This window comes from Geodermatophilus sp. YIM 151500, assembly GCF_025716945.1.
Taxonomy (GTDB): Bacteria; Actinomycetota; Actinomycetes; order Mycobacteriales; family Geodermatophilaceae; genus YIM-151500.
Genome location: NZ_JAOVZT010000006.1, coordinates 249,211 through 261,404, shown reverse-complemented (window position 1 = coordinate 261,404; position 12,194 = coordinate 249,211). Strand labels below are relative to the sequence as shown.

Annotated in this window: 12 protein-coding genes; 3 read left to right on the top strand and 9 right to left on the bottom strand. The window is 74.7% G+C overall.

The annotated features are described in order from the left end of the window. The first annotated feature begins 55 nt into the window (after nt 1-55). Together OF117_RS12810 and OF117_RS12805 are read left to right on the top strand one after the other, a co-directional pair. Nucleotides 56-1,117 carry an ABC transporter permease gene (locus OF117_RS12810; RefSeq protein WP_263553231.1) on the top strand — a complete coding sequence of 354 codons (1,062 nt, stop codon included), beginning with the start codon at nt 56-58 and terminating at the stop codon, nt 1,115-1,117. Further along, nucleotides 1,114-1,938 (top strand): ATP-binding cassette domain-containing protein, encoded by an 825-nt coding sequence (locus tag OF117_RS12805; protein ID WP_263553230.1) that lies wholly within the window; start codon nt 1,114-1,116, stop codon nt 1,936-1,938. The genes OF117_RS12810 and OF117_RS12805 overlap by 4 nt, the downstream gene beginning before the upstream one ends. A 105-nt stretch (nt 1,939-2,043) precedes the next feature. On the opposite strand, the gene OF117_RS12800 is transcribed toward OF117_RS12805, so the two are convergent. From OF117_RS12800 to OF117_RS12770, 7 genes are all read right to left on the bottom strand, one after another. After that, the gene (locus OF117_RS12800; protein ID WP_263553229.1) at nt 2,044-2,187 is read right to left on the bottom strand and encodes a GPGG-motif small membrane protein; all 144 of its coding nucleotides are present in this window, start codon (nt 2,185-2,187) and stop codon (nt 2,044-2,046) included. A gap of 193 nt (nt 2,188-2,380) precedes the next feature. Further along, nucleotides 2,381-2,797: a DUF3151 domain-containing protein gene (locus OF117_RS12795; protein ID WP_263553228.1), complete on the bottom strand. Its 417-nt coding sequence runs from the start codon at nt 2,795-2,797 to the stop codon at nt 2,381-2,383. 3 nt (nt 2,798-2,800) lie between these two features. Then, entirely contained in the window at nt 2,801-3,835 is a 1,035-nt protein-coding gene (gene fbaA, locus OF117_RS12790) for a class II fructose-bisphosphate aldolase (RefSeq protein ID WP_263553227.1), read from the bottom strand. 154 nt (nt 3,836-3,989) lie between these two features. Continuing rightward, entirely contained in the window at nt 3,990-4,544 is a 555-nt protein-coding gene (gene pyrE, locus OF117_RS12785; RefSeq protein ID WP_263553226.1) for an orotate phosphoribosyltransferase, read from the bottom strand. 26 nt (nt 4,545-4,570) lie between these two features. Continuing rightward, on the bottom strand, nt 4,571-5,254 hold the full coding sequence (locus tag OF117_RS12780; RefSeq protein ID WP_263553225.1) for a fasciclin domain-containing protein: 684 nt from the start codon (nt 5,252-5,254) through the stop codon (nt 4,571-4,573). Between the two features lie 139 nt (nt 5,255-5,393). Beyond that, entirely contained in the window at nt 5,394-6,071 is a 678-nt protein-coding gene (locus OF117_RS12775; RefSeq protein WP_263553224.1) for a fasciclin domain-containing protein, read from the bottom strand. 146 nt (nt 6,072-6,217) lie between these two features. Then, nucleotides 6,218-7,924 carry a molybdopterin-dependent oxidoreductase gene (locus tag OF117_RS12770; RefSeq protein ID WP_263553223.1) on the bottom strand — a complete coding sequence of 569 codons (1,707 nt, stop codon included), beginning with the start codon at nt 7,922-7,924 and terminating at the stop codon, nt 6,218-6,220. Between the two features lie 138 nt (nt 7,925-8,062). On the opposite strand from OF117_RS12770, the gene OF117_RS12765 reads away from it, so the two are divergent. Continuing rightward, nucleotides 8,063-8,542 carry a hypothetical protein gene (locus OF117_RS12765; protein ID WP_263553222.1) on the top strand — a complete coding sequence of 160 codons (480 nt, stop codon included), beginning with the start codon at nt 8,063-8,065 and terminating at the stop codon, nt 8,540-8,542. A 12-nt stretch (nt 8,543-8,554) separates the two neighbouring features. Here the strand turns inward: OF117_RS12765 and OF117_RS12760 are convergent, their stop codons facing one another. Both OF117_RS12760 and clpB read right to left on the bottom strand, forming a co-directional pair. Next, a complete protein-coding gene (locus OF117_RS12760) occupies nt 8,555-9,406 on the bottom strand; it encodes a hypothetical protein (RefSeq protein ID WP_263553221.1) in 852 nt (283 codons plus the stop codon). A gap of 173 nt (nt 9,407-9,579) precedes the next feature. Next, nucleotides 9,580-12,171, bottom strand: a complete 2,592-nt coding sequence (clpB, locus tag OF117_RS12755) for an ATP-dependent chaperone ClpB (RefSeq protein WP_263553220.1) — start codon at nt 12,169-12,171, stop codon at nt 9,580-9,582. Between the last annotated feature and the right edge of the window lie 23 nt (nt 12,172-12,194).

The following is a 12,194-nucleotide window of genomic DNA, read 5'->3' as shown; positions in this document are numbered from 1 at the left end:
GGCATCCGTCCGCCGAGGAGGCACCGCTGCCGACCGACCCCCAGCGCCCGTGCCGGTGAGCACCGACCGCCTGCCCGGCTTCGGCATGGCCGGCACGCGCGGCGCGCCCGGGCCGAGTCGGCTGCTCACCCGCGCGCTCGCCCGACCCAGCCTGCCGGCGACGGTCGGCCTGGTGGTCGTCGTCGTCCTGTTCGGCATCCGGGCCCCCGAGCTGCTCACCGTCGCCGGCGCGGCGGCCGTGCTGGAGGTCGCCGCGCCGCTGGGCATCGGGGCGGTCGCCGTCACGCTGCTGATGGTCGCCGGGCAGTTCGACGTCTCGGTGGGCATCGTCGCGGTGGCCAGCGCCCTGGTCACCGCCCTGCTGACCGGCTACGCCGGGTGGGCCGTCTGGCCCGCGCTGGGCGTTTCGCTGCTGTGCGCCCTCCTGGTCGGGGTGGTCAACGGGGTGCTGGTGGTCAACACCGGCCTGCCCAGCTTCCTCGTCACCCTCGCGACCCTGCTCGTGCTGCAGGGCGTCACCCTGGTCGGCACCGAGGAGGTCACCGGCTCGGCCGGGATCGTCGGGCTCTCCGACAGCCCCGGCTGGACGTCGGCCGCCGCGGCCTTCAGCTCCACGGTTGCCGTCGGTGACGCACGGTTCCGCATCTCGGTCCTCTGGTGGCTCGGGATCACCGCCGTGGCCACGTGGGTGCTGTGGCGCACCCGGTTCGGCAACGCGGTGCTCGCGATCGGCGGTGCCCGGCACGCGGCCCGGGAGCTGGGAGTGGCCGTCCGCCGGACCACGGTCGCGCTGTTCTGCCTGACCGCGACCGCGGGCTGGTTCATCGGCACGCTGGGGCTGCTCCGCCTCGGCGGGGTGTCGGCCGTGCCCGGGCTCGCCTCCGGTGTCGACTACCTGGTCGTCGCCGTCATCGGCGGCTGCCTGCTGACCGGCGGGCGCGGCTCGGCCGTGGGCGCAGCGGTCAGCGCGCTGCTCTACGCGGTCGCCCGGCAGGGCATCCTGCTCGCCGGCTGGGACCTGCGGTGGTTCCAGGCCCTGCTCGGCGTGCTGCTGCTGGTGGCCCTGCTGGCCAACGGCGCGGTGCGCCGACGGCTGAAGGCGGTCCCGCGCTCGTGACGGGACCGGTCCGGGACGACGGCGGGACGGCGCCTCCCGTGCTCGAGCTGCGCGGGCTCACCGTCCGGCACGGCAGCGTTCCCGCGCTGACCCGGCTGTCGGTCGCGCTGCGCGCCGGCGAGATCACCTGCGTGCTCGGGGAGAACGGCTCGGGCAAGTCGACGCTGGTCGCCGTCCTGTCCGGCCTGGTCCGGCCGGACGAGGGACAGGTGCTCCTCGACGGGCGGCCGGTACGGCTGCGGACCCCGCGGCGGGCGCGCGAGGCGGGGATCGCCACCGTGTGGCAGGACCTCGCCGTCGCGCCGCTGCTGTCGGTCTGGCGGAACCTCTTCCTCGGCGCCGAGCCGCTGCGCGGCATCTGGCCGACGCGCCGGCTGGACCTGGCGGCGGCCCGGGAGACGACCGTGCAGGCCATGCGCCGCGTGGGGGTGACCGGCCTGGACCCCGACCAGCCGGCCAGCGCGCTGCGCGCCGGGGAGCGGCACAGCCTGGCGGTGGCCCGGGCGCTGCACTTCGGCGCCCGCGTGCTGGTGGTCGACGAGCCGAGCGCGCCCATGACCGTCGCGCAGCACGCCCTGGTGCTGCAGTCGGTCGTGGCCGCGCGCGCCGAGGGCCTCGCGGTGCTCTTCGTGACGAACAACCCGCGCTACGCGCACCTCGTGGGTGACCGCTTCCTGCTGCTGGCCAGCGGTCAGGTGGCCGGCACGCTCACCCGGGACGACGTCGACGCCGCCGACCTCACCCGGCTGGTGGCCGGCGGGGACGAGCTGACCGCGCTGACGGCGGTGCTCACCGCGGCGCATCCCGAGCTGGACCGCTGACGGCGAGCCCCCGGCACACGCGTGCCGCCCGTCGACCTCACCCTGCCCCGACACGGCCCCGTCGACCGCGGGAGCGGCGACGGGGCCGGAGGCGGTGCGCGGACGTCAAGCGAAGACGCTGACCCCACCGGGGCCGACGAGCAGCCCGACGACGATGAGCACGATCCCCCACAGCAACTGCTTGCGGACGATCGCCACGATGCCCGCGATCACGAGTACGACGGCGAGGATCCACAACAGGGTGGCCACGGTTGACCTCCATCTCCCGTGGACGTCCGGGTCGGACGCCCTGAGCTGGACGTCCGGGTCGGACGCCCTGCTCAGACGGTAGCGGCGCCGGAACCTCCGCACCGGCCGAACGGTCGCCCCGACGGGTGATCGTGACCCGACCGCTGCCTCGCCGCGGTCGTCGCCGACGAGCGCGGCCCGGAGGGCGAGAGTGTCACGGCGCCAGGTCCGGGTCGCAGTCGCGCAACAGCTGGGTGCAGCGCTCCTGCTCGTCGGTCTCGCCGATCGCCTCCGCCGCCCGCGCGAGCATCGTGACGCAGCGCAGGAACCCTCGGTTGGGCTCGTGCGACCACGGCACCGGCCCGTGGCCCCGCCAACCGTTGCGGCGCAGCGCGTCCAGGCCGCGGTGGTAGCCGGTCCGGGCGTAGGCGTAGGCCTCGACGGTGTCGCGCAGCCGGCGCTCGGCCCGGCCCAGCGCCTCCTCGGCGAGCGCCGCCCAGGCCGCGCTCACCGTCGGGTGGTGGGCGGCGACCTCGGCGGCCGGGGTGCCCTCGGCGAGCGCGGCATCGGCGACCGGGTCGCCCGGCAGCAACGTCGGCGGCGGCTCACCCAGCAGGTTGGGGCGCGACACGCCTCAGCCGCTCTGCGACTGGCCGGCCGAGAGCAGGTCTTCGCAGGCGCGGACGACGCGCTCCGCCATGCCCGTCTCCGCGGCCTTCATGTAGCTGCGCGGGTCGTAGGCCTTCTTGTTGCCGACCTCGCCGTCGATCTTCAGCACGCCGTCGTAGTTGGAGAACATGTGCCCGACGATCGGTCGGGTGAAGGCGTACTGGGTGTCGGTGTCGACGTTCATCTTCACGACGCCGTAGGACAGCGCCTCGCGGATCTCCTCGAGCAGCGAGCCCGACCCGCCGTGGAACACCAGGTTGAACGGCTTGGCGCCGTCGCCGAGGCCGAACTCCTTGGCCACGACGGCCTGCCCGCGCTCCAGCACGTCGGGGCGCAGCTTGACGTTGCCCGGCTTGTAGACGCCGTGCACGTTGCCGAACGTGGCGGCCAGCAGGTACACGCCCTTCTCGCCGAGGCCCAGCGCCTGCGCCGTCTTCAGGAAGTCGCCGTCCGCGGTGTAGAGCTTCTCGTTGATCTCGGCGACGACGCCGTCCTCCTCCCCGCCGACGACGCCGATCTCGAGCTCGAGCACGATCTTGGCCGCGGCGGCCTTCTCGACCAGCTCCTCGGCGATCGAGAGGTTCTCGTCGAGGTCGATGGCCGACCCGTCCCACATGTGCGACTGGAACAGCGGCTCCTGCCCGGCGTCGACGCGGTCCTTCGAGAGCGCGATCAGCGGGCGGACGTAGGAGTCGAGCTTCTCCTTCTGGCAGTGGTCGGTGTGCAGCGCGATGTTGACCGGGTACTTCTCCGCGACCACGTGCGCGAACTCGGCGAGGGCGACCGCGCCGGTCACCATGTCCTTGACCCTCGTGCCGGACGCGAACTCGGCCCCGCCGGTCGAGAACTGGATGATGCCGTCGCTGCCGGCGTCGGCGAAGCCGCGCAGCGCCGCGTTGACCGTCTCGGACGACGTGCAGTTGATCGCCGGGTAGGCGAAACCGCCCTCCTTGGCCCGGTTGATCATGTCGGCGTAGACCTCGGGGGTCGCGATGGGCATCCGGGGCACTCCTGTCGTCGCGGTCGTGCGTCGGTCGGGGACGTCGGCGTCGGTCGGGATGTCGGGCGCCAGTATCGCGCCCGCGCCCGGCCCGTGGAGTGCCAGGTGCGCACTTTCCGGCCCGGCACCCCCACCCTCGTAACGCCGCGCGCAGTCAGACGAGGCCCAGGTCGACGAGGTCGAAGGCCGCGCGGTACTCGAGACCGGCCCGCTCGACGGCGTCCCGGCCGCCGCGGTCGACGACGACGGCCACCCCGATGACCTCCGCGCCCGCCTCCTGCAATGCCTGCGCCGCGGTCAGCGGGCTGCCGCCGGTGGTGGAGACGTCCTCCACCACCAGCACCGAGCGGCCGGCGACGTCGGGGCCCTCGATCCGGCGCTGCAGGCCGTGCGCCTTCCCCTCCTTGCGGACGATGCACGCGTCGAGGAAGCCCTCCCCTGCGGCCGCCGCGTGCAGCATCGCCGCGGCCACCGGGTCGGCGCCGAGCGTCAGACCGCCGACGACGTCGTACCGCAGGTCGCCGGTCAGCTGCCGCATCACCCGGCCCACCAGCGGCGCCCCCTCGTGGTGGAGGGTCAGCCGGCGCATGTCGATGTACCAGTCGGCCTCCCGGCCGGACGACAGCGTCACCCGGCCGCGCACCACGGCGAGGTCGACGATCAGCTCGCGGAGCCGGTCGCGGTCGGGCAGGGCAGCGGCAGCCGTCATGCGCCGACCCTAGGAGCCGGGTCGGGTCAGCCGGCGGGCGGCTGCAGGACCTGGTCGATCACGTGGATCGTCGCGTTGGCCGCCTGGATGCCCCCGCAGACGACGGTGGCCGGCGCCCGCCCGCCGAGGGTGTACTCGGCGGGGATGCTGAACTCCTCCCCGGAGCCCTCGACGACGAGGGTCGCGCCGCCGAGGGTGGGTTGCTCGCCGGCCAGCTCGTCCGGGCCGAGCCGCCCCTGAAGCACGTGGAAGCCGAGGACGGCGCCGAGCCCGGCCGGGTCGGCGAGCAGCGTCTGCAGCTGCTCCGGCGGGATCCCGGCGAAGGCGCCGTCGGACGGCGCGAGCACGGTCACCGCCTGTTGCGCGTCGAGCGTGTCGCCCAGGCCGGTCGCCTGGAGGGCCTGGTGCAGGGCGGTCAGCTCGGGGTAGTCGGCGAGCGCTCCGCTGACCGGCTGCTCGACCAGCGAGGACAGGCTGTCCGGGCCGCCGGTGGGGAGTCCGGCGCACCCCTCGCCGAAGGGCACGCCGGGCTCCGGCTCACCGGTGGCGGGTGCGTCGGTGGGCTCCTCCGCCTCGCTGGTCGGCGGAGCCTCGACGGTCGGGTCGGGCGCGGCGCCCGGCTCGGTCTCTCCCCCGCAACCGGCGAGGGCCAGTGCGAGGGTCAGGCCGAGGGGGACGAGCGCGGCGCGCGCGGCACGGGAGGGGGTCACGGGTCCGGCTCCTTCCGTCCCGGGGTGCCCGGGCCGGCCCGGCCCGCGGATGCGGGCCGGACGACCGCGGACGTGGGACGGTGCTCCCCTGCTCGGTGCGGCCACCCGGGAAACCGGGCGTGACCGAATCGCAAGCCGATCAGGCGGCCGGCGGGGCCAGCACCTGGTCGAGGATGTAGACGGTGGCGTTGGCTGTCTGCACGTTGCCGCAGATGACGGTGGCCGGCTGACCGGTCACCGTGCTGGCGACGGTGAAGTCCTCGCCGGAGCCCTCGATGGTCACGGTGTCGCCGTTGAGCGTGGTCTGCTCTCCGGCCAGCTGCTCGGGCGTGAGCCGTTCGCCGATGACGTGATGGGTGAGCACCGCGGTCAGCTGCGCCTGATCGGCGAGCAGCGCGTTGAGCGCGTCCGGCGGGACCGCCTCGAAGGCCGGGTTGGCCGGGGCCAGCACGGTGATGCCCTCCTGGCCGTTGAGGGTGTCGACGAGGTTCGCGGCCGACACCGCCTCGACCAGGGTCGACAGCACCGGGTTGTTGCTCGCCGCGGTGGCGACCGGATCGTCGGTCATGCCCTGGAAGCTGCCCTCGTTCGTGGCATCGGTGGGCACGGCGGCGCAGCCTTCGCCGAAGGGCTCGTCCGAGGTCGGCTCGGTCGTCGGCGCGGCCGACTCGGTGGCCTCGGTCGTGGGGGCGGCCTCGGTCGTGCCGGCGCCCGCGTCGGCGGCGGGCTCCTCGGAGGAACCGCAGGCGGAGAGGGTCAGCGCGAGCATCGAAGCTGCGGCGACGACGGCGCCGCGAGTGAGGCGGGGCAGGATCACGGAGGAGCTCCTGTCGGGTCGGGCGGCCGGGCGGCCGTGCCGGTCACCTCGGTCCGCGGGCGCGGACCGAGGACGTCGTCGGCCGGGCGACCGCGACGAACTCGAGGGGATCTGTCCGATCCGGGTGCCGGGCAAACCGTGCGTCATCAAGTTGTGACCACCTGGATCGTGTGCCATCCGGTCGAGCCGGACGGAAACGGGGGCCGGCGCTCCTGCGTCTGCAGCTCGCCCTCCGCGCTGGTGGCCCGCACGGTGATCTGGTGCCGCCCGGGCGCGAAGTCGTAGGGCAGCACCCACTGGCGCCACAGATCGGCGTCGACCTGCGGGGAGAGCTGGGCCTCCCGCCACTCCCCCTCGTCGACCCGGACCTCCACGGCGGTGATGCCGCGGGTCTGCGCCCAGGCGACCCCGGCGATCGGCCGGCGTCCGGCCGGGAAGGGGCGCAGCGGGACGTCGATACGCGAGGCGACGCGGATCTCCTGCCGGGCGGCCCAGCCGCGGCGGGTCCAATAGGCGTCGACGGCCTCGTAGGTGGTGGCCTCGATGCCGACCAGCCACTTGCAGGCGGAGACGTAGCCGTACAGCCCCGGGATGAGCATCCGGACGGGGAAGCCGTGCTCGATCGGGAGCGGCTCGCCGTTCATCCCGACGGCGAGCATCGCGTCGGGCACCTCGAGCGCGGAGCGCGTCGGGGCGCCGATGGTCATGCCGTCGGAGGAGCGGCAGAGCAGCTGGGTGCTGCCGTCCCGGACGCCGTTCTCGCGGAGGACGGCGCCCAGCGGGACGCCGAGCCAGCGGGCGGTGCCGGCCAGGCCGCCGCCCACCTCGTTCGACACGCAGGTGAGCGTGATGTCGCGCTCGACCAGGTCGTCCCGTTCCAGCAGGTCGGCCAGCGTGTAGCTGCGCGGGGCGTCGAACATGCCGGTGAGCGCGAGCCGGTAGCCGGCGGGGTCGATGCGGGGCACCGTGATGGCCGTGTCGACCCGGTAGAAGTCGCGATTCGACGTGAACAGCGGCGTCAGGCCGTCGACCTCCGGCGCGAGGTCGGCGCCGGGCGGGAGCGGAGCGGCAGCGTCCGAAGGTGCGGGCAGGCGGAGGCCGGCCCGGGCGTCGGCGACGTCGAAGCGGCGCTGCAGCAGGCGCCCACCACCCCCGGTCACTGCCGCGACGCCGAGGGCCACGCCGCTGCCGACGACGAAGCGGCGACGGTCGAGCCCGGCACCCTTCCGGTCGCCGCCGGCCAGCACCTCGCGCAGCCGGTCCACGACGCGGGCGTCCGCGGACGACGCCTCGCTCGACTCCCCGGCCGGGGACGGGTGCCCCGGCGACGCCTCCCCCGTCGAGCGCGGGTGCGGACCGCCCGACGACGGCGCGGTCAGCGGGGCGAGCAGCGCCGGCAGCGCGAGGCCTCCGGCCACCGCACCCACCAGGGACGGCAGCGCGTCGAGGAGACCCCCGGCCGGGCGGGTGATCGCGGCAACCACCCCGACCAGGCCGAAGAGCGCGATTCCCACCGTACCGAGCCGGCGGTCGCGCAGGGACAGCACCCCGACCGCCAGCGCGTACAGCGCGACGACGACCAGCGTGCCGACGACGAGGGCCACCTTGTCGGCCTCGCCGAAGGTGTCGATGGCGAACTGCTTGACCGGCTCGGGGGTCAGCGTGATGACCGCGTCGCCGACCGCGACCACCGGCGAGGTCCACGGACCGGTCAGCCCGGCCACCAGTTCGGCCACACCGAGAGCCACCGCGGCGGCAGCCAGGCCGGCCAGGGCGGCCAGCCGCCGGCGCCCGCGCCGCTCCGCCCGCGCCCCGGCGCCGTCCGCCACCGGGCGGTGTCCCGTCGTCGTCACACCCAGGATTCGGCACCGACGACCGCCGCGGATTCACGGGTGCCCCGCCTGTCCGTCCCGTCACCCGTCCGGGCGCCGACCAGCCAGGAGCGGCGACGCGTCGCGGTCCGGGCGGAAGCCCGTGCGAGGGTGGTGGACGTGACCGCCCCTCCCCCGGCGCCCGGCGACGACGGCGGCGGCGGCGGCGTGGCCGCGCCGATGCCGGCGTCGGTCCGCGTGGCGGTGGTGCTGCTGGCGCTGCTGGCCGTGCTGCTCCTGGTGAACGCGGGGCTGAGCTGGTTCGGCCGGGAGGCCATCGCCGACCGGATCGCCGAGGTGCAGCCGGACGTGACGCGGGAGGAAGCCGAGCGGCTCGTCGTCGGAACGCAGCTGCCCTACGTGGTGATCGGCTTGGCGGCGGCCGCGGCTGCGGTCGGGCTCCCCCGCCGCCGGCCGTGGGCACGCTGGGCCGGCGTGGCGGGCGCTGTCGGGCTGGCCCTGCTCACGGTCGTGTCGATGGCGACCGCCGGAGGCGCGACGGCGCTCTCGCTGCTGGTGCTAGTGCTCTCGGTGGGCGCGGTCACCAGCCTGCTGGCACGGACGACGGGGCAGTGGGTGCCGCCGCTGCGCGGCGGATGACCGCCCGCCGGGTCAGCGGGGGACGCCGCTGGCGCGCCGCCACTTCTCGTAGCGGTACCAGTCGTTGCTGGGCTTGAGCAGCAGCGCGACGACGCCGACCGCGGTCAGCAGCAGCTGGAAGACGCCGACCGCGCTGACGAAACCGCTGGCGCCGGTTCCGGCGCCCAGTCCGCCCAACCCGAAGAGGACGCTGAGGCCACCCAGGACGACGAGCACGATGCGCGCCCAGTTGCGGCCCTGCCACGCGAACCACAGGAACAGCGCGTTGAGCGCCACGAGGACCAGCCCGAGCACGGCCCCGAAGAGGACGGCACCCTGGGCCAGCTCCTCGGTCAGCTGGTCACCGGACCCGGCCACCGTCTGCGCCACGAGCGCGTCGATGTCCGAGAACGTCACGAACGAGGCGACGAGGCCGAGGACGAGGCTGGCGACGAAGGCCCCGATGCCGACGCGGACCGTCACGGGGCGTTCCACCGGCGCCGGCGCCCCGAACCCCTGCGGGGACGACGGGGCCGGCGCGTAGCCGTACCCGCCCTGCTGCCCGTACGCCGGGTACTGCCCCGGCTGCGGCTCGCCGTAGCCGGGCTGGGCACCCGGCTGGCCGTAACCGGGGTACTGGGCCGGTGGCTGGCCGTAGCCGGGCTGCTGGCCGGCGCCGGGCTGGGCACCCGGCTGGCCGTGACCGGGCTGCTGTCCGGGCGGCGGGTACTGACCCGGCTGCTGGCCCGGCGGCGGGTACTGGCCCGGCGGTGGGTACTGGCCCGGCGGGGGGTGCTGCCCGGGCCGGCCGGACGTGCCGGGACCCGGCTGCTCCCCGCCCTGCGGCGTCCCGTTCTCGCGGTCCCCGCCCTGCCCTGAGGTCATACCGGCCTCCACTCGTCGTCCGTCGTGTCGATCATCGCGGGTCCCCCGGGCCCGGGCCACCACGTCGGAGGCGTGTCGGCGCGGCTCCACCCGGAGGAATGACGTCCCGGCCGTCACCGGAGCTCTCCGGATCCGCCCGCCGGGCGGGCGGATCCGGAGGACGGGTTCCCCGGTTAGCCGCGGAGGACCGACAGCCCCGCATCGCCCTCGGCGACGTCGGCCGGCCAGTCGACGACGACCTCGTCCCCGTCGCGGATGTCACCGGCGAGCAGGGCCCTGGCCAGCTGGTCGCCGATCGCCGACTGCACCAGGCGGCGCAGCGGTCGGGCGCCGTACACCGGGTCGAACCCGTTGATCGCCAACCACTCCTTGGCGGCGTCGGTGACCTGCAGGGTCAACCGCCGGGCGGCCAGCCGGCGGGCGAGCACGCCGACCTGGATGTCGACGATCCCGGTGAGCTCCTCGGTGCCCAGCGCGCGGAACACGACGACGTCGTCCAGCCGGTTGAGGAACTCCGGCTTGAAGTGGGTCCGGACGACCTCCATGACCGCGTCGCGGCGCCGCTCCTCGGAGACCGACTGGTCGGCGATCAGCAGCGAGCCGAGGTTCGAGGTCAGGATCAGGATCGTGTTGCGGAAGTCCACCGTCCGGCCCTGGCCGTCGGTGAGCCGACCGTCGTCCAGCACCTGCAGCAGCACGTCGAAGACGTCCTGGTGGGCCTTCTCCACCTCGTCGAACAGGACCACGGTGTACGGCCGCCGCCGGACCGCCTCGGTCAGCTGGCCGCCGGCCTCGTAGCCCACGTAGCCGGGGGGTGCGCCGACCAGCCGGGCCACCGAGTGCTTCTCGGAGTACTCGCTCATGTCGATGCGGACCATCGCCCGCTCGTCGTCGAACAGGAACTCCGCCAGCGCCTTGGCCAGCTCGGTCTTGCCGACACCGGTCGGGCCCAGGAACAGGAACGAGCCGGTGGGCCGGTTCGGGTCGGCGACGCCGGAGCGGGCCCGGCGGACGGCGTCGGAGACGGCCCGCACCGCGTCGGGCTGGCCGACCACGCGCCGGCCGAGTTCCGCCTCCATCCGCAGCAACTTGGCGGTCTCCCCCTCGAGCAGCCGGCCGGCGGGAATGCCGGTCCAGGCCTGCACGACCTCCGCGATGTCGTCGGCGCCGACCTCCTCCTTGAGCATGGACTCACCGGTCTGCACCGACGCCTCGGCCTCGGCCAGGGAGCGCTCGAGCTCCGGCAGCCGCCCGTAGCGCAGCTCGGCGACGCGGGCCAGCTCGCCGTCCCGCTCGGCCCGCTCGGCCTCCTGGCGCAGCCGCTCCAGCTCCTCCTTGATCCGCTGGATCCGCTCGATGGCACCCTTGTCCTGCTGCCAGCGGGCGGTCAGCTCGGCCAGCTCCTGCCGGCGGTCGGCGAGGTCGGCGCGCAGCGACGCCAGGCGCTCGAGGGACGACGGGTCGTCCTCCTTGGCCAGCGCCATCTCCTCGATCTCCATGCGACGGACGGCGCGCTCGACCTCGTCGATCTCGACCGGCCGGCTGTCGATCTCCATGCGCAGCCGGCTGGCCGCCTCGTCGACCAGGTCGATCGCCTTGTCCGGCAGGAAGCGGGCGGTGACGTAGCGGTCGGACAGGGTGGCGGCGGCGACGATCGCGGAGTCGGTGATCCGCACGCCGTGGTGGACCTCGTAGCGCTCCTTGAGGCCCCGGAGGATGCCGATGGTGTCCTCGACGCTCGGCTCGCCCACGAACACCTGCTGGAACCGCCGCTCGAGGGCGGCGTCCTTCTCGATGTGCTCGCGGTACTCGTCGAGCGTGGTGGCGCCGACCATGCGCAGCTCACCGCGGGCCAGCATCGGCTTGATCATGTTGCCGGCGTCCATGGCGCCCTCGCCGGAGGCGCCGGCACCGACGATCGTGTGCAGTTCGTCGATGAAGGTGACGATCTCGCCCTCGGCGTCGGTGATCTCCTGCAGGACGGCCTTGAGCCGCTCCTCGAACTCCCCGCGGTACTTGGCGCCGGCGACCATGCTGGCCAGGTCCAGCGCCATGAGGCGCTTCCCCTTGAGGCTCTCCGGGACGTCGCCGGCGACGATGCGCTGGGCCAGGCCCTCGACGATGGCGGTCTTGCCGACGCCGGGCTCGCCGATGAGCACCGGGTTGTTCTTCGTCCGCCGGGACAGCACCTGCACGACGCGGCGGATCTCGGTGTCGCGGCCGATGACCGGGTCGATCCTGCCCTCGCGGGCACGGGCGGTGAGGTCGACGGCGTACTTCTCGAGCGCCTGGAACGTGCCCTCGGGGTCGGGCGTGGTGACCCTGCGGTTGCCGCGGACGGTGCGGAAGGCGGCCAGCAGCGCGTCGCGGGTGGCGCCCGCGCTGGTCAGCACGGCGCCCGCCTCGCCGTCCGAGCCGGCCAGCCCGACCAGCAGGTGCTCGGTCGAGACGTACTCGTCGCCCAGGGCGCTCGCCTGCTCGCCGGCGGCGTTGATCACCCGCAGGAGCTCGCGGGAGGGCGAGGGGGCCGGCACCGTCGCCCCGCTGACGCTGGGCATCCGGCGCAGCGCGGCCTCGGCCTTGGAGCGGACGTCCGCCGGGTCGGCGCCCACCGCGGTCAGCAGCGGGCCGGCGATCCCGTCGGACTGCCCGAGCAACGCGACGAGCAGGTGCAGGGGTTCCAGCGCGGCCTGACCGCGCTCGACGGCCAGTCGCTGGGCCGCGGCGAAGGCCTCCTGCGAACGGGTGGTGAGCTTGCTCTGCATGGCCTGGAGCGTCGTCCTCTCGT